This is a genomic window from Streptococcus bouchesdurhonensis (assembly GCF_948472335.1).
Map to the genome: position 1 here is coordinate 76,806 of NZ_CAOKTW010000010.1, position 20,959 is coordinate 97,764.

Below are 20,959 nucleotides of genomic sequence, written 5' to 3' on the forward strand. Positions count from 1 at the left end.
CTAGCTTTTGATAGCAGTTTTCACTTATGTTTGAAATTTTTAAATCCTATCAATTTAATAAAGAAAAGGCTCATGCTTATGGTTTTGTAGAAAATAGTGGAGTCTGGACCTATAGTTGCCAGATTTTGCAGGGTGACTTTGTCATGACTGTGTCCATTACTGCTGATAATGTGAACTTTCAGGTCTTTGACCAGGAAATAGAGTGACCTCTATCCTCAAGTTCATATGGAAAGTATGCGTGGGAGTTTTGTAGGAAGTGTCCGTGAGGCTTGTTTGGAGATTCTTTACCAGATTCGGAAGGCTTGTTTTGATGTGCAAGATTTTATCTTTCCTCAGACTAAGCGTATCATGGTTCAGGTTCAGGAAAAGTATGGAAACCAGTTGGAGTATCTGTGGGAGAAATCGCCTGATACGGCAGTATTAAGACATGAAGGAAATCAAAAGTGGTATGCCGTCTTGATGAAAATCTCTTGGGATAAGCTGGAAAAGGGCAGAGAAGGACAAGTGGAAGCAGTCAATCTCAAACATGATCAAGTAGTGGACCTGCTTTCACAAAAGGGCATTTATCCAGCTTTTCATATGAACAAACGCTACTGGATTAGTGTGGCGCTTGATGATACGTTGTCAGATGAAATGGTACTGGAATTGATAGAAAAAAGTTGGAACTTAACCTCTAAAAAATGAAACATTTCAAGGATTTTCAAGAACTTTCAATTAGCTAAATATTCTCTACTGAAGAAATTTTCAGAAAATATTTGATTTTTCTTGACAAGTGCTTTTGCCTATGCTAAAATACTTAACAAGATATCAAACGAAGGAGAAAGTCAAACATGAAAACAGCTAAGTTTAATCAATTCGCTTTGTTGTTGAGGTACTCGGGCTAGTGCAAAAAGCATTAGTCCTGTTTGGCTTACCAAGCGGGAGTAAATCAACATCTCGCTTGGGTTTCTGAGCGAGATGTTTTTTTTAAAATCACATTTGGAAAAGGGGAAATCTTATGCGAACAGTTGAATTTCTAGATACCAGCCTTCGGGATGGAGAGCAGACACTAAAGTGTTAACTTTTCAATCAAAGAAAAAATTGCCATAGCAAGGCAGCTTGAGAAATGGGGTATTTCAGCCATTGAAGCTGGTTTTCCTACGGCGAGTCCTGATTCATTCACAGCGTGCAGGAGATTGCTAAGGCCTTGAAGAAAACGGCGGTAACTGGTCTGGCCCGCTCTGTCAAGTCTGATATTGATGCTTGTTACGAGGCCCTAAAGGACGCCAAGTATCCACAAGTTCACGTCTTTATCGCTACCAGTCCCATTCATCGTAAGTATAAGCTCAATAAGAGCAAGGAAGAGATTTTGGAAGCTATTAAGGAGCATGTTTCTTATGCCCGTTCTAAGTTTGAAGTGGTCGAATTCTCTCCTGAGGATGCGACTAGAACAGAGTTGGATTTCCTCTTACAAGTTGTTCAAACAGCGGTTGATGCAGGGGCGTCTTATATCAATATCCCTGATACGGTTGGATTTACCACGCCAGAGGAGTACGGTGCTATCTTCAAATACTTGATTGAGAATGTCAAGACGGATCGTCAGATTATCTATTCGCCTCACTGCCACGATGACCTTGGAATGGCAGTGGCAAATAGCCTTGCTGCTGTCAAGAATGGGGCAGGACGTGTTGAGGGGACTATCAATGGTATTGGGGAGCGAGCTGGAAATGCTGCCTTGGAAGAAATAGCAGTTGCTCTCAATATTCGTCAAGATTACTACCAAGCAGAAACAAGTATTGTTTTAAATGAAACCATCAATACGTCAGAAATGGTTTCTCGCTTCTCAGGAATCTCCAGTTCCTAAAAACAAGGCCGTCGTTGGAGGTAATGCCTTCTCTCACGAATCTGGTATTCACCAAGATGGAGTCCTTAAAAATCCTCTCACTTATGAGATTATCACCCCTGAATTGGTCGGTGTCAAGAGTAATAGCCTCCCACTTGGAAAATTGTCAGGTCGCCATGCCTTTGTTGAGAAACTAAGAGAACTGGCCTTAGATTTTACAGAAGAGGATATCAAACCACTCTTTGCTAAGTTCAAGGCACTGGCCGACAAGAAACAAGAAATCACAGATGCAGATATTCGTGCTCTGGTAGCTGGAACCATGGTTGAAAATCCAGAAGGTTTCCACTTTGATGATTTACAACTGCAAACTCATGCTGATAATGACATCGAAGCGCTTGTTAGCCTGGCTAATATGGATGGTGAGAAAGTCGAGTTCAACGCGTCAGGACAAGGTTCTGTTGAAGCGGTCTTTAACGCTATTGATAAGTTCTTTAACCAATCTGTCCGTTTGGTGTCCTATACCATTGATGCTGTGACAGATGGAATTGATGCCCAGGCTCGGGTCTTGGTCACTGTTGAAAACAGAGATACAGAAACCATATTTAATGCAGCAGGTCTTGATTTCGATGTGTTGAAGGCTTCGGCTATTGCTTACATCAATGCTAATACCTTTGTTCAAAAAGAGAATGCTGGTGAGATGGGACGTAGCGTTTCCTATCGCGACATGCCTAGTGTGTAAAGGAGAAGGCTATGACAAAGAAAATAGTAGCTCTAGCAGGGGACGGAATTGGCCCAGAAATCATGGAGGCTGGTTTAGAAGTTCTGGAGGCTCTAGCTAAAAAAACAGGCTTTGTCTATGAAATAGACAGACGACCTTTTGGAGGTGCAGGTATTGATACTGCAGGGCATCCCTTACCTGATGAAACCCTCAAGGCAAGTAGAGAAGCAGATGCCATTCTCCTAGCGGCTATCGGTAGTCCCCCGTATGATAGTGCAACGGTTCGGCCTGAACAAGGCTTGCTGGCTCTCCGTAAGGAACTCAATCTTTACGCTAATATTCGCCCTGTAAAAATCTTTGACAGTCTCAAGCATTTGTCACCACTCAAACCAACGAATTGCTGGTGTAGACTTTGTCGTGGTGCGTGAGTTGACAGGCGGGATTTACTTTGGAGATCATATTCTTGAAGAGCGCAAAGCGCGTGATATCAACGACTATAGCTATGAGGAAGTGGAGAGGATTGTTCGCAAAGCCTTTGAAATTGCAAGAAATCGCAGAAAAATCGTTACTAGTATCGATAAGCAAAATGTGTTGGCGACATCAAAACTCTGGCGAAGAGTAGCTGAGAAGGTCGCACAGGATTTCCCAGATGTGACCTTGGAACACCAGTTAGTGGACTCAGCTGCCATGCTTATGATTACAAATCCTGCTAAGTTTGATGTCATCGTGACAGAAAATCTTTTCGGAGATATCTTATCTGATGAATCAAGTGTTCTATCTGGTACACTTGGAGTCATGCCATCAGCCAGTCATTCTGAAAAAGGTCCAAGTCTCTATGAACCTATTCACGGTTCAGCTCCTGATATTGCTGGTCAAGGCATTGCAAATCCTATCTCCATGATTTTATCAGTGGCCATGATGTTGAGAGATAGTTTTGGTCGTTATGAGGATGCAGAGCGTATTGAGCGTGCTGTTGAAGCAAGTTTGGCGGCTGGTGTTTTAACAAGAGATATAGGGGGACAGGCTTCTACCAGGGAAATGACAGAAGCTATTATTGCAAGGTTATGAAGTTAGACGAAAAAATTACTCTAGTCCTTTTAATTTGGAATGTCATGGTTTTCTTGATTTATGGTATTGACAAATCTAAGGCAAGGAGAAGAGCTTGGCGCATCCCAGAGAAAATCTTACTCATTTTAGCCTTTACTTGTGGTGGTTTTGGTGCCTGGTTAGCAGGAATCACTTTTCACCACAAGACTCGAAAATGGTACTTTAAAACAGTTTGGTTTCTTGGGATGGTGACTACACTAGTAGCCTTATATGTTATTTGGAGGTAATAGATGGCAGGAAAATCGATTTTTGATAAATTATGGGACCGTCATGTCATCACAGGAGAAGAGGGGCAGCCCCAACTCATGTATGTGGATCAGCACTATATTCATGAAGTGACCAGCCCTCAGGCTTTTCAAGGTTTGCGAGATGCAGGGCGCAGATTGAGACGACCAGACTTGACATTTGGAACATTTGACCACAATGTCCCGACGGTCAATATCTACGATATTCGAGATGTGATTTCTAAGGCTCAAATTGATAAGCTGGCTGAAAATGTTGAGGAGTTTGGGATTGAACATGCGGCCCATGGTTCTGAAAAACAAGGAATTGTTCACATGGTTGGTCCAGAAACAGGACGAACCCAACCAGGGAAATTCATCGTCTGTGGAGATAGCCACACAGCAACCCACGGGGCTTTCGGAGCTATCGCCTTTGGGATTGGGACCAGTGAGGTCGAACATGTCTTTGCGACACAGACCCTCTGGCAGGTCAAACCCAAGAAAATGCTGGTGGAATTTACAGGTGTTCCTCAAAAAGGAGTTTATTCCAAGGATTTCATTCTCGCTCTGATTGCCAAGTACGGCGTTGCTTGCGGTGTCGGCTACGTTGTGGAATATCGTGGACAAGCGATTGATGCACTGAGCATGGAAGAGCGAATGACCATCTGCAATATGTCCATCGAGTTTGGATCTAAGATGGGAATCATGAATCCGGATCAAACCACCTATGATTATCTCAAGGGACGGGAGTGTGTTCCAGAGGACTTTGAAGAGGCTGTGGCTGATTGGAAAACAATTGTCAGTGATGAGGATGCTGTTTACGATAAGGTTATCCAGATGGATGTCTCAGACTTGGCTCCCATGGTGACCTGGGGGACCAATCCTGCTATGGGTGTTGACTTTGACAGTAGCTTCCCAGAAATTAAGGACATGAATGATGAGCGAGCCTACAACTACATGGACTTGGAACCAGGTCAAAAGCCAGCGGATATTGAACTAGGCTATATCTTTATCGGTTCTTGTACCAATGCTCGTCTCAGTGACTTGCAACTGGCTGCGCGATTTGTCAAAGGAAAGAAAATAGCTCCTAACTTAACGGCTATCGTGGTTCCAGGCTCTCGTCCTGTCAAACGAGCGGCTGAGAAGTTGGGTTTGGACAAGGTCTTTCTAGATGCTGGTTTTGAGTGGAGAGACCCAGGTTGCTCTATGTGCCTAGGGATGAATCCTGATAAGGTTCCAGATGGCGTTCACTGCGCCTCAACAAGCAACCGCAACTTTGAAGACAGACAGGGGTTTGGTGCTAAGACCCACCTCTGCAGTCCAGCCATGGCAGCAGCAGCAGCTATTGCAGGGCGCTTTGTAGATGTTCGGCAAATGCCAGAGACCCAGTAAGGAGAGGATATGGAGAAATTCACAGTTTATACAGGAACGACCGTTCCTCTTATGAATGATAACATCGACACCGACCAAATCCTACCCAAGCAGTTTCTCAAGTTAATTGATAAAAAAGGCTTTGGTAAGTACCTTATGTATGCTTGGAGATATTTGGACGATAAGTATACTGAGGATCCAGACTTTGTCTTTAATAGACCTGAATATCGCAAAGCCAGTATTCTCATTTCAGGGGATAACTTCGGCGCAGGGTCTTCGAGGGAACACGCTGCTTGGGCTCTAGCGGACTATGGTTTTAAGGTCGTGATTGCGGGGTCTTTCGGTGATATTCATTACAATAATGAACTCAATAATGGTATGTTGCCTATTGTTCAGCCCAGAGAGGTTAGAGAGAAACTAGCTCAGCTACAACCAAGTGACCAGGTAACTGTGGACTTGGAACAACAAAAAATCATCTCACCAGTTGGAGAATTCACGTTTGAAATTGATAGCGAATGGAAACACAAACTCTTAAATGGTTTGGATGATATTGGTATTACCTTGCAGTATGAAGATTTGATTGCTGCTTATGAAAAACAACGACCAGCCTACTGGCAGGATTAGAAGAAAAATAGAAAAGGAAATAGAACTATGACAAAACACATTCAATGGAAGGGAACACTTTCACAAGAAGGATATGACATTTTAAAAGGTGAGGGCGGATGTATCGTTTGCCCTACTAAAGTTGGTTACATCATCATGACTAGCGATAAGGCTGGTCTTGAACGTAAGTTTGAAGCTAAAGAACGTAACCGTAACAAACCAGGTGTTGTTCTCTGCGGTAGCATGGACGAGCTTCGCGCCTTAGCACAACTTAACCCAGAAATTGAAGCCTTCTACCAAAAACATTGGGATGAAGATATTCTTCTTGGTTGTATCCTTCCTTGGAAACCAGAAGCCTTTGAAAAACTCAAAGCATACGGTGATGGCCGTGAAGAACTGATGACTGACGTTCGTGGTACTAGCTGTTTCGTTATCAAGTTTGGGAAAGCTGGTGAACAATTGGCTGACAAACTTTGGGAAGAAGGCAAGATGGTTTATGCCTCATCAGCTAACCCATCTGGAAAAGGAAACCGTGGTAAGGTAGAAGGTATCGGAGAACGCATCGAAGGGGCAGTTGACCTTGTTATCGAGGCGGACGACTATGTGGCATCTATCCAGCCTGACAAAACGATTGAAACTCGCTACGAGCAAGGTGTGATGGTCTCTATGGTCGATAAAGACGGCAAACTCATCCCAGAACAAGGAGGAGCACGCTCAACTTCACCAGCTCCAGTTGTAATCCGCAAAGGGCTTGACATTGATAAGATTATGATGCACTTGTCAGATATCTTTAACTCATGGGACTACCGTCAGGGCGAGTATTATTAGGATAAAAAAGAAGTCTAGTGTTAAGAGGGAATACTCCACTCTACACTAGGCTTTTTCTTTAGAAATTCTTTTCTTTTTCTATAGGATATGATATGCTAGAGATGAGCTATATATTAATAGAACTTACTTGTGAAAGTAAATTAAAGGAGTATTCAAATGAACAGTAAACAAAATAATTACTTTTTTGTTGGTACAAGATTTGGTGATGATGATTATCTTGAATATTTCAGGAAAGAAGGAAAGTGGGAATTAGGATGGCATAACAACGAGGAAAATAAACAGTATCAAAAAATGTTAAAGTTGTTTAATAAAATTAAACCAGGTGACGTTTTATTTGCTAAATCCACATATGTCAAAAAGAAGAATTTACCTTTTGTAAAGAAAGATGATTTAAAGGTTTCTGTGATGAAAATTCGTGGAATGGCGACTGTTAAAGAGGTTTTAGATGATGGGCATACCATTATTGTTGATTGGAAAAAAGAGTATATAGAGAGGGAGTGGTTTTTCTTTACGGGGCAAGAAACAATATGGTTTCCATCAGATATTAAGTATCGAACTAAAGAGACTAACCAGTTAATAAAATTTGCTGCAAGTGATGAAATCATAATTCAAGACTATGACTATTTTTTGAATCATCCTAATTGGAAAAAGTATAAAAAATTAGAAAGTGAAACTATGTTAAGGAATGATTTTTTATTTAATTATAGTGGTATATTAAGAAAATCCAAAAACCTCATCCTCCGTGGTGCACTTGGGGACGGGAAAAACTTATCTTGCTAAAGAAATTGCTAAAGAGTTAACGGAAGGTCATGAGGAGCAAATCGGCTTTGTACAGTTTCATCCATCTTATGATTATACGGATTTTGTAGAAGGTTTAAGACCAGTATCAAATGGGGATGGAGCTATTGAGTTTAGGCTACAGGACGGTATTTTTAAAGATTTTTGTCAGAAAGCAAAAGAAACCCAATTGATTGGAGGACAAGATAATTTTGATGAGGCTTGGGATTCTTACTTAGAATATATAAATGTTGCTGAAGAAAAAGAATATATAACAAAAACATCTTACTTATCTGTTAATAGTAGACAAAATTTGTCAGTAAATTATGATAGTGGTGTTCCAGGATGGTCACTACCTAGCAAATATGTTTACGAGTTGTATAAAGATAAAAATTATAATAAGCAAGAATACTACAAAAGTGGTGGAAAAACTGTCCTAGAAACATTGAGAAAGAGATTTGGTTTGAAAGACTATGTTTCCCCAATAGAAATTGATACTGATAAGAAATTCGTCTTCATCATCGATGAAATCAATCGTGGGGAGATTTCTAAGATTTTTGGCGAACTCTTTTTCTCTATCGACCCTGACTATCGTGGTGAAAAAGGAAGTGTTTCTACCCAATATGCAAATCTACACGAAACTGATGAAAAGTTCTATATCCCCGAAAATGTTTACATCATCGGAACTATGAATGATATTGATCGTTCAGTGGATACCTTTGATTTTGCTATGCGTCGTCGTTTTCGTTTTGTTGAAGTTACTGCCGAGGGTCAAGTTGGCATGTTGGATAAAGAGCTGAATATCCATGCAGAAGAAGCAAAAATTCGTCTAAGAAACTTGAACGCTGCTATCGAAAATGTTCAGGAATTAAACAGTCATTATCATATTGGACCAAGTTATTTTCTTAAGTTGAAGGATGTAGATTTTGACTATGAATTACTCTGGTCTGATTATATTAAGCCTCTCCTAGAAGACTACTTGCGAGGTTCTTATGATGAGGTTGAAACTTTGGAAACTTTGAAAAAAGCATTTGAACTGACAAATAATGAGCAAAAAGATCAGGCAGTAGCTGATGACAATGAAGGCGATGAAAACGATGATGCGGATTACTGATAATCAACACAAGATTATTAAAGAAAAATTTGTTGAAGAATATCCTAAACTAAGCAATCTTCTTTTAGACAGAACCTTGGAAAGTCTATCCCAAGATGAACGTATTTTCATTTTTCCAAATGATTTGACTCATACTCCTGATTTGGATAAGGACCAAAAGATTTTTGAAACAGTCAATCAGAAAATCAAGACAGGGAACGTGATTGGTTTTCTTGGATATGGTCAGGAAAGATTAACGATTTCCTCACGATTTTCTGATGAGAGTAATGACCATTTTTTGCATTATCTCTTAAACAAGGTTCTTCATATCAATCTCACTAGTTTAGATGTTGCTTTGTCTCGTGAAGAGAGGCTTTATCAACTTTTGATGTATCTCTTCCCCAAGTATCTACAAGCTGCTATTCGAAAAGGTCTTTATAAGGAATACCAGAGATTTTCTCATAACGACAGTCATGTTAAGGGAGTGATTGATGTAAGAAACCATCTCAAGAAAAATCTTCCTTTCACGGGAAATATTGCCTACACAACGAGAGAGTTCACCTATGATAATCCCCTCATGCAGTTGGTCCGTCACACTATTGAATACATTAAGAATCAGAAAAGCATTGGTCAAGGGGTACTAGATAATCTCTCAACTAGTCGTGAAAACGTATCTGAAATCGTGCGTGTAACGCCCTCTTATAAACTAGCTGATCGTGCTAAGATTACTCGGAGAAATCAATCTAAACCTATACGTCATGCATACTTTCACGAGTACAGAAACTTACAAGAACTTTGTCTGATGATCCTAAACCAAGAAAAGCACGGTTTAGGGTATCAAGATCAAAAAATCTATGGTATTCTCTTTGATGTTGCCTGGCTTTGGGAAGAGTATGTTTACACCTTGTTGCCAAAAGGTTTTGTACATCCCAGAAATAAGGATAAGACGGATGGAATTTCAGTATTTTCTGTTGGGAAACGAAAAGTATATCCAGATTTTTATGACAGAGAACGAAAGATTGTTCTAGATGCAAAATATAAAAAACTGGAATTGACTGAAAAAGGAATCAACCGTGAGGACTTATTCCAGCTGATTTCCTATTCTTATATTTTAAAAGCTGAGAAGGCTGGACTTGTTTTTCCGAGCAAGGACAAGGTTATTGATAATGAGATGGGAAACCTAGCAGGTTATGGAGCTCAATTGAAGAAGTGGTCTATTCGAATCCCTCAGAATGCCTCATTCTATAGTGCATTTTGTAAAATGATGGAAAATTCAGAAGAAAATTTTAAAGCGATTATTGATGAAGAAGTGGGGAGAAAATAATTTCCCCTCTTTCTTTTATTTTTAACACAAGCAAAACCCGAACAATATATTTTAATTCATAAAATAATTTGACAAAAACTGTACTTTAGTTTATAATAAATTAAGGAAACGTCGGAAAAGGCGTAGTGATGCGAGAGCATAGGTAGGTCATTACAAAAGAAACGAGACATCGATATGTTAAATGAATTTCCAATTTTTGATTACGAAGATATTCAATTGATTCCAAATAAATGTGTCATTAAAAGCCGTGCAGAAGCGGATACAAGTGTCACTTTAGGAAATCACACCTTTAAACTACCTGTTGTGCCAGCTAATATGCAGACGATTTTGGATGAAAATGTAGCAGAGCAACTGGCAAAAGGTGGTTACTTCTACATTATGCACCGTTTTGATGAAGCAGGACGTATTCCTTTTATTAAGCGTATGCATGAGCAAGGGCTCATTGCTTCTATCTCTGTCGGCGTTAAGGACTATGAGTATGATTTTGTTAGCCAGCTCAAGGCTGATGCTCCAGAATATATCACGATTGACATCGCTCATGGTCATGCTGATAGCGTGATTTCTATGATTCAACACATCAAGAAAGAATTGCCAGATACTTTTGTTATTGCTGGAAATGTGGGAACACCAGAAGCTGTGCGTGAATTGGAAAATGCTGGTGCGGATGCTACTAAGATCGGAATTGGACCTGGTAAGGTTTGTATCACCAAGGTCAAGACTGGTTTTGGTACAGGTGGTTGGCAGTTGGCTGCTCTCCGTTGGTGTGCTAAGGCTGCACGTAAACCGATTATCGCTGATGGAGGGATTCGCACTCACGGTGATATTGCCAAGTCTATCCGTTTCGGTGCTAGCATGGTCATGATTGGTTCCCTCTTTGCAGGACACATCGAAAGTCCAGGGAAAACAATTGAAGTTGATGGTGAACAGTTCAAAGAATATTACGGTTCAGCTTCACAATATCAAAAGGGTGCTTATAAGAACGTGGAGGGCAAACGCATCTTGCTTCCTGCCAAAGGTCATCTGCAAGACACTTTAACTGAGATGGAACAAGACCTTCAAAGTGCTATTTCTTATGCAGGTGGACGTCAGGTTGCTGACCTTAAACACGTTGATTATGTGATCGTGAAAAACTCTATTTGGAATGGGGATGCTTCCCACTAAGACGGGCTATTTGGCCAGAAAAAAACTTGTTATTAGAGCAAATTTCTGTTATAATAAAACAAGTTTCCACCCTTAGTGTAATGGATATCACGTAAGATTAGGTTCTTGAGATGGGGGTTCGATTCCCTCAGGGTGGATATAAACATCCTAAAAAGCCTTTAATAGGGCTTTTTTTATCTTGCCCCCAATTTGCCTCTAAAACTGAAAACTTCATTCTAAAGAATGCCCAAATGCTCTCCAGTCCCGTTTTAGAGTGACTCAGGAGGCTTTTTTTGATATAATAAAAAGGACTGTTATCAGTTAGAAAGAGGTTGGTATGAAAGAATTACAAACTGTACTTAAAAACCATTTTGCAATCGAATTTGCAGACAAAAAGTTACTGGAGACTGCCTTTACTCATACGAGTTATGCCAATGAGCACCGCCTCTTAAAAATTTCACACAATGAGCGCTTGGAATTTTTAGGAGACGCTGTTCTACAGTTATTGATTTCAGAATATCTGTATAAAAAATATCCTAAAAAACCTGAGGGTGATTTGTCCAAACTCCGTGCCATGATTGTCCGCGAGGAGAGTTTGGCTGGTTTTGCGCGTGATTGCCAGTTTGATCAGTTTATCAAGCTGGGTAAGGGGGAAGAAAAGTCTGGTGGACGCAATCGTGACACCATTCTTGGCGATGCCTTTGAAGCCTTTCTTGGTGCCCTCCTTTTGGACAAGGATGTGGCCAAGGTCAAGGAATTTATCTATCAAGTCATGATTCCAAAAGTAGAAGCTGGCGAATTTGAGATGATTACAGATTACAAAACCCATCTCCAAGAGTTACTTCAGGTCAATGGCGATGTGGCTATTCGTTATCAGGTCATTTCTGAAACGGGTCCTGCCCACGATAAGGTCTTTGATGTAGAAGTTCTTGTTGAAGGTAAGAGCATCGGTCAAGGTCAAGGTCGTTCTAAAAAATTAGCAGAGCAGGAAGCTGCTAAAAATGCCGTTGAGAAAGGGCTGGATTCATGTATTTAAAGGAAATCGAAATTCAGGGATTCAAGTCTTTTGCTGATAAGACTAAGGTCGTTTTTGACCAAGGTGTGACGGCAGTTGTTGGACCCAATGGATCAGGAAAGTCCAATATTACAGAAAGTCTTCGTTGGGCCTTGGGGAGTCTAGTGTCAAGAGTCTCCGTGGGGGCAAGATGCCGGATGTCATCTTTGCTGGAACAGAAAGTCGCAAATCGCTCAATTATGCTTTTGTAGTTGTGACTCTGGATAATCATGACGGATTTATCAAGGATGCAGGTCAAGAAATCAGGGTAGAACGCCATATCTATCATAGTGGTGATAGCGAATACAAGATTGACGGCAAGAAAGTGCGTCTTCGTGATATTCATGATCTTTTCTTGGATACAGGTTTGGACGAGATTCCTTCTCTATCATTTCCCAAGGGAAGGTTGAGGAGATTTTCAACTCTAAGCCTGAAGAACGCAGAGCTATTTTTGAAGAAGCTGCAGGAGTTTTGAAATACAAGACTCGTCGAAAAGAAACTGAGAGTAAACTGCAGCAAACTCAGGATAATTTAGACCGCCTTGAAGACATTATCTACGAGTTGGATAATCAAATCAAGCCTCTTGAGAAGCAAGCTGAGAATGCCCGTAAGTTTTTAGACTTGGAAGGTCAACGCAAGGCTATTTATTTAGATGTTTTGGTTGCTCAAATCAAGGAAAATAAGGTTGAACTAGAGTCGACAGAAGAAGAGTTGGCTCAGGTTCAGGAACTCTTGACTAGTTATTACCAAAAGCGTGAAAAATTAGAAGAAGAAAATCAGAATCTCAAGAAGCAACGCCAAGATTTACAGGCTGAAATGGCCAAAGACCAAGGCAGTTTGATGGATTTGACCAGTCTGATTAGTGATTTAGAGAGAAAATTAGCCCTATCGAAATTAGAATCTGAGCAAGTAGCCCTGAATCAACAGGAAGCACAAGCTCGTTTGGCTGCTTTGGAGGATAAGAAAAATTCACTCAGCCAAGAAAAATCGAATAAAGAAAGTTCTTTAGCTCTCTTAGAAGAAAATTTAGTCCAAAATAATCAAAAACTCAATCGATTAGAAGCTGAATTGCTGGCTTTTTCAGATGATCCTGATCAGATGATTGAGCTCTTACGCGAACGCTTTGTGGCGCTTTTACAGGAAGAAGCGGATGTCTCAAACCAACTGACCCGTATCGAGAATGAGTTGGAAAATAGTCGTCAGCTTTCTCAAAAACAAGCAGATCAACTAGAAAAGCTGAAAGAGCAACTAGCTACAGCTAAAGAGAAGGCTAGTCAGCAAAAGGCGGAGCTTGAAACTGCTAAGGAGCAGGTTCAGAAATTATTGGCCGACTACCAAGTATGTGCCAAGGAGCAAGAGGAACAGAAAGCTTCCTATCAAACTCAACAAAGTCAACTCTTTGACCGTCTGGACAGTCTTAAAAACAAGCAGGCCAGAGCTCAGAGTTTGGAAAATATCCTGAGAAATCATAGTAACTTTTATGCAGGTGTTAAGAGTATTCTCCAAGAAAAAGACTGTCTTGGTGGGATTATTGGGGCAGTCAGTGAGCACCTGACCTTTGATGTGCATTATCAAACTGCCCTAGAGATTGCGCTTGGAGCCAGCAGTCAGCATATCATCGTAGAAGATGAACATGCGGCAACCAAGGCGATTGATTTCCTCAAACGTAACAGAGCTAGGTCGTGCAACCTTTCTTCCTTTGACAACAATCAAGGCTCGTACGATTTCAAGTCAGAATCAAGATGCTATTGCTGCAAGTTCAGGATTTCTGGGCATGGCAGATGAGTTGGTGACATTCGATACTAGACTGGAAGCCATTTTCAAGAACTTGCTAGCTACGACGGCTATCTTTGATACCGTAGAACATGCTCGTGCAGCTGCTAGCCAGGTTCGTTATCAGGTTCGTATGGTGACTTTGGATGGCACAGAGTTGCGCACAGGTGGTTCTTACGCAGGTGGAGCCAATCGCCAGAATAACAGCATTTTCATCAAGCCAGAACTGGAGCAATTACAAAAAGAAATTGCTGAAGAAGAAGTAAGCTTACGTTCAGAAGAAGCGAGTTTGAAGAACTTGCAAGACGAGATGGCTAGATTGACCGAATCATTAGAAGCCATCAAATCTCAGGGTGAGCAGGCTCGTATTCAGGAGCAGGGCTTGTCCCTCGCTTATCAGCAGACCAGTCAGCAAGTCGAAGAATTAGAAACTCTTTGGAAACTCCAAGAAGAGGAATTAGATCGTCTTTCTGAGGGAGATTGGCAAGCAGATAAGGAAAAATGCCAAGCACGCCTTGCTACTATTTCCAGTGACAAGCAAAATCTAGAAGCTGAGATTGAAGAGATTAAGTCTAACAAAAATGCCATCCAAGAACGTTATCAGAACTTGCAAGAACAGGTAGCGCAAGCTCGCTTGCTTAAGACAGAACTGCAAGGGCAAAAACGTTATGAAGTTGCTGATATTGAACGTTTAGGCAAAGAATTGGACAATTTAGATATAGAACAAGAGGAAATCCAGCGTCTTCTTCAAGAAAAGGTTGACAATCTTGAGAAAGTTGATACGAATTTGCTCAGTCAACAGGTAGAAGAAGCCAAAACTCAGAAAACAAACCTCCAACAAGGTTTGATTCGCAAGCAGTTTGAGTTGGATGATATTGAAGGCCAGCTGGATGATATTGCTAGTCATTTGGATCAGGCTCGCCAACAGAATGAGGAATGGATTCGCAAGCAAACACGTGCTGAAGCTAAGAAAGAAAAGGTCAGCGAGCGCTTACGCCATTTACAAAGCCAATTAACAGACCAGTACCAGATTAGCTATACTGAAGCACTAGAAAAGGCACATGAATTGGAAAATCTTAATCTGGCAGAGCAAAAGGTTAAGGATTTGGAGAAGGCTATTCGCTCACTGGGTCCTGTCAATATAGAAGCTATTGACCAGTACGAAGAAGTTCACAGCCGTCTGGATTTCCTCAATAGCCAGAGAGATGATATTTTGTCAGCGAAAAACCTGCTCCTTGAGACCATTACAGAGATGAATGATGAGGTTAAGGAACGCTTTAAATCAACTTTTGAAGCCATTCGTGAGTCCTTTAAAGTGACCTTCAAACAGATGTTTGGCGGAGGTCAGGCAGACTTGATATTGACTGAGGGCGACCTTTTAACAGCTGGTGTGGAGATTTCTGTTCAACCTCCAGGTAAGAAAATCCAGTCGCTTAACCTCATGAGTGGTGGTGAAAAAGCCCTGTCAGCTCTAGCTTTGCTTTTCTCTATCATTCGAGTTAAGACTATCCCATTTGTCATCTTGGATGAGGTGGAAGCTGCGCTGGATGAAGCTAATGTTAAACGTTTTGGGGATTACCTCAATCGATTTGACAAGGACAGCCAGTTCATCGTCGTAACCCACCGTAAAGGAACCATGGCAGCGGCTGATTCCATCTATGGAGTGACCATGCAAGAGTCAGGTGTCTCAAAAATTGTTTCGGTTAAGTTAAAAGATTTAGAAAGTATTGAAGGATGACAATTAAACTAGTAGCAACAGAAATCGGAATAAGTAAATTGATACAATAGCATATAAAGAAAGCCTTGAAATTTAGCTGATTTCAGGGCTTTTTAACTGTCTATTGTTATCAGGGTAAAATCATTAGAGATGTTGTGAGTTTATGGAGACACCCTTGATTTGTAAAATGTTAAATAGTAGAGAATCATTTCATCTATTCTTTGTTTACCAGTTTATCGAAATGGCTAGTATAGTGTAATTTTAACTTGTCTTCTCCTAAAATATCAAGGACTTGTATGGCCTGTTTCATTTTTTCAATTCCGCTATCTAAATGACGCTTAAATTCAAAGTAACCAGTTGCATAGAGAAAAACTGTCTGTTCATAAAAGTTTAATTCATTATCTAATAATGCTTTTATTTCGGTGATTAGACAAGTACAGTTTGAAAATTCTTCCTTATCTACGCTAAGAATTAGACAATTGATGGCCAATTGAGTGACAATTCGCTTATTTGTTTTATTCAACGAAGAGTAGATGTAATTGTTCAACATTTCCTTTGTTAATAGGAAGTAGGAGTTGTAGTTTATTGTTCGTACACAGTTACCTAATAAAGTGATTTCATAGTAACCCCATTTTTCAACTTTAAAGAGATAATCTGTCAATTGAAGTAATTCTTTATTTGATGGAATAATGCTGGAATCCATTGTATGTAGAATGGATTTTATCATTGTTTTCTCGAAAGAATTTAAAGTGTAATGTGATGAGTCAGAAAGTAGAGCAGCTATATTTTTGATGTTATGTGATGAATATTGCTTACGAATATATTGAACCAAATTAGCGAATAATTCAGCATTAGTATAATCTTCATTATGTAAAATAAGAAACTCATCTAAAGTAATGTGTAATTTGTCTAAAATATTGATAAGTCGAATACAAGATATCTCTGATTCCCCACGTTCGAATCTAGATATTTGAGATTTTGAAAGGTGTTCATCTGCTACAGAGCATAGACTAATTTGTTTTCCTTTACGAACTTTTCTAAGTGTGATGCCAAGTTTTGATTTCATAATTTCCCATTTTCCCAACAAAAATTAAATCCGTTTTTATTTATTGTACAATAAATAAAAACGGAAAGGAAGTCCGAGTATGAAGAAAATTTCAAAATTTTTGCCGATTTTGGTTTTGGTGATGGATATTATCATAATTTTTGGTTAGTAAAAGATGAATTAGAAGGAATGTGGTATGATCAGCAATAAAATTTCATCAGAGTTAAAATATTATCTATATATCATTTTTACAAATTTACGATTTACTAGAATAGTAAATATTATCTTTATTGTCCAGTTTTTGGGATTATCTTTAGTACAATTTGCATTTTTTCAATCTATTTTTCTATTTTCTCAATTAGTTTCAGAGATTCCCTGCGGAATTTTAGGAGATAGATTTAGTAAGAAGAAAATCGTTCTATTGGGACTAGTTCTGTTATCAATTACTCCATTATTAACTCTTTCATCAATCTTGCTAATGAAGGACTATGTTTACTATGTTATTCTAGGGGCATTTGTTTTAGAAGGAGTAGGAAATGCTTTATTAAGTGGAGCTGATGATGCCTTGTTTTTTGAATCTCTAAGAAGTGAAGGCAAGGAGGAGAGTTATGGGAAAATAAGAGGAAAGTTACAATTAATCAGTGCTCTGACTTTGGGGATTGCTACATTTATAGGAGGTGGTTTGTATAGCATTACAATATTTACCATATTTTATTCAGTCTTTTACACTTATAGGTTCAATGATAATCATCATATCTATTCCAGATAATCAGAAAAACGCTATAGAAGATCTTAATCAAAATGGTGTTCCGAAATTTAAAGAATTATTTTCAGTTTTTCATAGGTTGCTAGAATCTACTAAAATTCTTTTCATGTTCGCTTTTACTACGGTTATTGTCTCAGCAATTAACGTAATGTTTGCTTTATTACCAGATTATTTTTCTAAAATAGGATTTTCTACATCTATTAATGGAGCTATGTTTATGATTTATAGTATCATTGGTGGCATAGTAGCAACTCAAGCTTATAAAATATCAAAAATAAGAGTTTCTAAATTAATTATGCTGCTATCATTGATACTAATGATTTCCATTATTTTTCAAATTTTGCCTTTCAATGCCACATTTATATTTAGTCTTCTACTGTTGTACATTATCATAGATATTCTTGATCCTATTATCATGGAGATGTTACATCTTTGGGTTGATGACAATTCAAGAGCAACAGTTATATCAGGACTATCCTTTTCAATTAGTCTTGTTACAATGTTGGTAAATCCGATAATTGGTGTAGGAATTCAAATATTTAATATGAGAATAACTATCTTATTGATTTCTAGTTTTATGATTGTAATAATATTAATCTCGTATATGTTAATAGAAAAAACTAAAAGGAGTAAAAAACATGAAAACAGAGAATAAGGCTTATTTAGGTGATTCCAGAGCTATGGAAGATGTCGAAAATGATTCTGTTGATTTAATAATCACTTCTCCACCATATTTTAATTTAGTTGATTATCAACACGATAATTAGATTGGGTTAATAGAAACATATAAAGGCTATATTTAGAGTCTAAATAGTGTTTGGGAAAGATGTAGTAAAATATTAAAAGAAACAGGAACAATTTGCATCAATATTTGCAGTTCTGTAGAAATTAGCAGAAAAAATCAAAATATGTATTACGATATCAAACATGAAATTGAAAAATTCTTTGCGGAGCATAATTTCTATATTGAAGGGACAATAATATGTAATTTGAATAATACTTCATATATCAAAAATCAAGTTGAAAAATATCCTTCAAGTTATTCGAATAATGAGTCTTTGATTCTAAATAACTATGAATACATATTGATTTTTAAGAAAAAGTCAGAATTTATAGTGTGGGATAGAAACATTGAGGGAACTAAATTTATTGACTGCATTTGGAATATACCTTGGGATTATTCTACAAGACCACCAGCTTTTTCAGAACAAATTGTCAATCAACTTATTGATATTTATTCTCTGGAAGGTGATGTTGTGTTGGATCCGTTTATGAGGCAAGCAACTACATCTTTGTGTGCTTTTAAGAAAAACAGAAAGTTCATTACTTATGAATTAAATCCAACCACTTATAAATTCTGAAGAAACCTTTAAGACAATTTTGAAAGACGAGCATCTCTTCCTTGTTATTGGACGATAAACAAGTGGAACTTACTCTGACTTGGAATTCACTTGTTTTTTCGATTTTTATCAGATTAATTTCAACTTTTATTGGCGGTGGAAGTTAGTTTGGGAATTTAGAAAAAATCCAGTTATACTAAAGGGTTAAGTAATATTGGATAAAAATTAAGTGATAAAGTCGGGAGTTTATCAAGCGTCTAATCTCAAATGGATTAGGCGCTATTTGCTTTTTCTATGGTATAATCCCATCTTTGACAGTTTTTCGAAATCAAAGAGCCCCTAAATACTGATATGACAGCTTTTCGGAGCTCTTTTTCTCTTTTTAAAAAATGCGTACTTTTTATCTAGATTTGGTTTTCTTAAAAATTTTTTTCATATTTTTTTCGCTTATAATCTCAAAATCAGTTTGGAAACCAAATGCTTGGTGGAGTTGATCCGTGATAGTTGTTCTGGTGTAAGTTGGAAGATATCCTGCTCCATAAAGATGTTTGAACTTGTAATTGCGTAAGGTTTGGATGAGTTCTGAACAGGTGACTGTTTCTCCTAGTTGTTTTTCCAAGAGACGATAAATCATTAGTGCTAGGAAACAAATAGTGAAATGTGCTTGAATCCTATCTGAACGGCTGAGATAAACGGGTCTGGCTCGTAGTTCCTGCTTCATGATACGAAAACTCTCTTCAATTTCCCACCGCCTTTGATTGATGACTACAATTGTCTGGATATCTTCATCTAGATTAGTGGCTACGGCGTAGAGACCATCATATTGAGCCTCTTCTTGAATACGTTCCTCATCAAGAGTTAGAATCCTTTTCTCGGCGATTTCCCCTTCTTTGGTAGTACTTGTTTCTTTCAGAAATCTCTTAAAATCGGTTTGTCTCTTCTTGGTAGCTTGGCTGGGCTTGCCCAGTAACTTACTAGCCCGTTCAATCTGTCTCTCTCGTATCGTTCGATGATAGTCTTGATATTTAGTAGAAAAGGTCACAATCAAGCGTTGATTTGGTAAATCTTCATCATAAAAAGGAGATTCTTTAAAGAAGAGCTGTTTTTTTAATTCCTCTCTGTGCTCTAGCTCATCCAGATTGTAAAAGATAGGATTCTTATCCCCAACCATTCGCCAACCACTTTTATCCAAAGCCCAGTCTCTGTATTCTTTCTTTAACTTCTTGATAGATTGAGTTGTGACATAGGAACGTTCCCCAAAAGAATTGTACATCTTATTGGCTTTTGATGAGAGTCCAGCATCTGTACAGACTACAAATTTTGAAGCCTTGTACTCCTTGACAATCTTTCTTTCTAATGGTTTAAGAGTAGTTTGTTCATTTGTATTTCCAGGGTGGATACAGAAAGCTAGGGGAATTCCTTGTTTGTCCATAAAGAGTCCCATCTCCACAATTGGATTTGGGCGATGTTCTTTAGATGGACCGTATTGTCTCAGAAGTCCTTCCTCATCTTCAGCTTCAATTTCAAAATAGAAGTTAGTACAGTCATAGTAGAGAACTTCTGTCTGTCGTTGGGTCATCTTTTTTGAAGTTTGATAGGTTTGTTCTTGTATAACTCTGTTTCATTAGAAATAACTTCAAGAGCCCGATAAAAATGTTGGAGTTCAAATTCTTTAGGTTCGAGTAATGTTTTTGAAAATTCTAGGGTGGATCGTTTTGAAGCAGGAGCTAGAATCCGTCCATAAATCAATCGAGATAGGATATCATCTAGAGAGAAATTAAAACGATGTCGTTTTTGGATTTCTTTGTTAATTCTAGGCAAATCTAGTTGATGATAGAGGTCTTGTAGGAAGAGATAGCCTCCATGATATTCGTTCAATTGATTTTGTTTTAACTGTTTGTTCTGACTAAAGGTAATGAGGAAATCTTTATTTTCTTCTTTTTCTTTCTCAGTTAATTCCTTGGCACGTAAACGAGCCCACTCAAGAGGTTCCATATCAGGATGTTCTTTTAAGAGTGTGTTATGATTGCCTAAGTTTTCTACGATAGTAGAAGTCCGTTTATTTCCAACCTTGATGTCTTTAATAATAGCGTAGTTGATAGTGTTTTTTGACTTTATTGTTTCACTCTCATCTTTTTATACCTCGCTCTATTATAACAAAGTACGGAAAAGTACGCAAATAAAAAACGGTGAAATTTGACAAGAAAATCCCCTTATATCAACCTTTATGAGGAGTTTTTCACTTCACAACTGTCAAAGT

At 38.6% G+C, this 20,959-nt stretch carries 13 protein-coding genes, 1 tRNA gene and 6 pseudogenes; 18 read left to right on the forward strand and 2 right to left on the reverse strand.

The window, feature by feature from the left end:
* Positions 1 to 26 precede the first annotated feature (26 nt).
* From QMQ21_RS15305 to smc, 13 genes and pseudogenes are all read left to right on the forward strand, one after another.
* Positions 27 to 684: pseudogene (locus QMQ21_RS15305) on the forward strand (MmcQ/YjbR family DNA-binding protein).
* A gap of 313 nt (positions 685 to 997) precedes the next feature.
* Positions 998 to 2,561: pseudogene (locus QMQ21_RS15310) on the forward strand (2-isopropylmalate synthase).
* 11 nt (positions 2,562 to 2,572) lie between these two features.
* Positions 2,573 to 3,608 (forward strand): annotated as a pseudogene (gene leuB / locus QMQ21_RS15315) (3-isopropylmalate dehydrogenase).
* Entirely contained in the window at positions 3,605 to 3,874 is a 270-nt protein-coding gene (locus tag QMQ21_RS15320; protein WP_023936517.1) for a DUF1294 domain-containing protein, read from the forward strand. Before leuB ends, QMQ21_RS15320 begins: the two are co-directional and overlap by 4 nt.
* Positions 3,875 to 3,877: 3 nt before the next feature.
* A complete protein-coding gene (gene leuC / locus QMQ21_RS15325) occupies positions 3,878 to 5,260 on the forward strand; it encodes a 3-isopropylmalate dehydratase large subunit (protein WP_023936515.1) in 1,383 nt (460 codons plus the stop codon).
* Positions 5,261 to 5,269: 9 nt separating this feature from the next.
* Complete coding sequence (gene leuD, locus QMQ21_RS15330; protein WP_000410625.1) at positions 5,270 to 5,863, forward strand: 3-isopropylmalate dehydratase small subunit; 594 nt, start codon at positions 5,270 to 5,272, stop codon at positions 5,861 to 5,863.
* A 27-nt stretch (positions 5,864 to 5,890) separates the two neighbouring features.
* Positions 5,891 to 6,670 carry an L-threonylcarbamoyladenylate synthase gene (locus QMQ21_RS15335; RefSeq protein ID WP_023936512.1) on the forward strand — a complete coding sequence of 260 codons (780 nt, stop codon included), beginning with the start codon at positions 5,891 to 5,893 and terminating at the stop codon, positions 6,668 to 6,670.
* 156 nt (positions 6,671 to 6,826) lie between these two features.
* Positions 6,827 to 8,561, forward strand: a pseudogene (locus QMQ21_RS15340) (McrB family protein).
* Positions 8,548 to 9,864, forward strand: a complete 1,317-nt coding sequence (locus QMQ21_RS15345; RefSeq protein ID WP_001866200.1) for an McrC family protein — start codon at positions 8,548 to 8,550, stop codon at positions 9,862 to 9,864. Before QMQ21_RS15340 ends, QMQ21_RS15345 begins: the two are co-directional and overlap by 14 nt.
* Before the next feature lie 174 nt (positions 9,865 to 10,038).
* Positions 10,039 to 11,025 (forward strand): GMP reductase, encoded by a 987-nt coding sequence (locus QMQ21_RS15350; RefSeq protein WP_023936506.1) that lies wholly within the window; start codon positions 10,039 to 10,041, stop codon positions 11,023 to 11,025.
* A gap of 66 nt (positions 11,026 to 11,091) precedes the next feature.
* Positions 11,092 to 11,162 (forward strand) — tRNA-OTHER (locus QMQ21_RS15355).
* 179 nt (positions 11,163 to 11,341) lie between these two features.
* A complete protein-coding gene (gene rnc, locus QMQ21_RS15360) occupies positions 11,342 to 12,040 on the forward strand; it encodes a ribonuclease III (RefSeq protein WP_000661480.1) in 699 nt (232 codons plus the stop codon).
* A pseudogene (gene smc / locus QMQ21_RS15365) lies at positions 12,031 to 15,569 on the forward strand (chromosome segregation protein SMC). The gene rnc and the pseudogene smc overlap by 10 nt, the downstream one beginning before the upstream one ends.
* A gap of 193 nt (positions 15,570 to 15,762) precedes the next feature.
* Here the strand turns inward: smc and QMQ21_RS15370 are convergent.
* Positions 15,763 to 16,614: a helix-turn-helix domain-containing protein gene (locus tag QMQ21_RS15370; protein ID WP_023936225.1), complete on the reverse strand. Its 852-nt coding sequence runs from the start codon at positions 16,612 to 16,614 to the stop codon at positions 15,763 to 15,765.
* A 79-nt stretch (positions 16,615 to 16,693) separates the two neighbouring features.
* On the opposite strand from QMQ21_RS15370, the gene QMQ21_RS15375 reads away from it, so the two are divergent.
* From QMQ21_RS15375 to QMQ21_RS15395, 5 genes are all read left to right on the forward strand, one after another.
* Entirely contained in the window at positions 16,694 to 16,762 is a 69-nt protein-coding gene (locus QMQ21_RS15375) for an SHP2/SHP3 family peptide pheromone (RefSeq protein WP_133302227.1), read from the forward strand.
* Positions 16,763 to 16,789: 27 nt separating this feature from the next.
* Positions 16,790 to 17,362 (forward strand): MFS transporter, encoded by a 573-nt coding sequence (locus QMQ21_RS15380; RefSeq protein WP_261814744.1) that lies wholly within the window; start codon positions 16,790 to 16,792, stop codon positions 17,360 to 17,362.
* On the forward strand, positions 17,334 to 18,014 hold the full coding sequence (locus QMQ21_RS15385) for a hypothetical protein (RefSeq protein WP_261814745.1): 681 nt from the start codon (positions 17,334 to 17,336) through the stop codon (positions 18,012 to 18,014). Before QMQ21_RS15380 ends, QMQ21_RS15385 begins: the two co-directional genes overlap by 29 nt.
* Positions 17,998 to 18,126, forward strand: a complete 129-nt coding sequence (locus QMQ21_RS15390; protein ID WP_004242334.1) for a site-specific DNA-methyltransferase — start codon at positions 17,998 to 18,000, stop codon at positions 18,124 to 18,126. Before QMQ21_RS15385 ends, QMQ21_RS15390 begins: the two co-directional genes overlap by 17 nt.
* A 102-nt stretch (positions 18,127 to 18,228) precedes the next feature.
* Complete coding sequence (locus QMQ21_RS15395; RefSeq protein WP_230558110.1) at positions 18,229 to 18,720, forward strand: DNA methyltransferase; 492 nt, start codon at positions 18,229 to 18,231, stop codon at positions 18,718 to 18,720.
* A 379-nt stretch (positions 18,721 to 19,099) separates the two neighbouring features.
* Here the strand turns inward: QMQ21_RS15395 and QMQ21_RS15400 are convergent.
* Positions 19,100 to 20,831: pseudogene (locus QMQ21_RS15400) on the reverse strand (IS1634 family transposase).
* Positions 20,832 to 20,959 lie beyond the last annotated feature (128 nt).

Excerpts from the sequence above, each read along its gene's own strand:
- QMQ21_RS15320 (WP_023936517.1), top strand. The coding sequence starts at position 3,605 with ATGAAGTTAGACGAAAAAATTACTCTAGTCCTTTTAATTTGGAATGTC.
- leuC (WP_023936515.1), top strand. The coding sequence starts at position 3,878 with ATGGCAGGAAAATCGATTTTTGATAAATTATGGGACCGTCATGTCATC.
- leuD (WP_000410625.1), top strand. The coding sequence starts at position 5,270 with ATGGAGAAATTCACAGTTTATACAGGAACGACCGTTCCTCTTATGAAT.
- QMQ21_RS15335 (WP_023936512.1), top strand. The coding sequence starts at position 5,891 with ATGACAAAACACATTCAATGGAAGGGAACACTTTCACAAGAAGGATAT.
- QMQ21_RS15345 (WP_001866200.1), top strand. The coding sequence starts at position 8,548 with ATGCGGATTACTGATAATCAACACAAGATTATTAAAGAAAAATTTGTT.
- QMQ21_RS15350 (WP_023936506.1), top strand. The coding sequence starts at position 10,039 with ATGTTAAATGAATTTCCAATTTTTGATTACGAAGATATTCAATTGATT.
- rnc (WP_000661480.1), top strand. The coding sequence starts at position 11,342 with ATGAAAGAATTACAAACTGTACTTAAAAACCATTTTGCAATCGAATTT.
- QMQ21_RS15370 (WP_023936225.1), bottom strand. The coding sequence starts at position 16,614 with ATGAAATCAAAACTTGGCATCACACTTAGAAAAGTTCGTAAAGGAAAA.
- QMQ21_RS15380 (WP_261814744.1), top strand. The coding sequence starts at position 16,790 with ATGATCAGCAATAAAATTTCATCAGAGTTAAAATATTATCTATATATC.
- QMQ21_RS15385 (WP_261814745.1), top strand. The coding sequence starts at position 17,334 with ATGATAATCATCATATCTATTCCAGATAATCAGAAAAACGCTATAGAA.
- QMQ21_RS15390 (WP_004242334.1), top strand. The coding sequence starts at position 17,998 with ATGAAAACAGAGAATAAGGCTTATTTAGGTGATTCCAGAGCTATGGAA.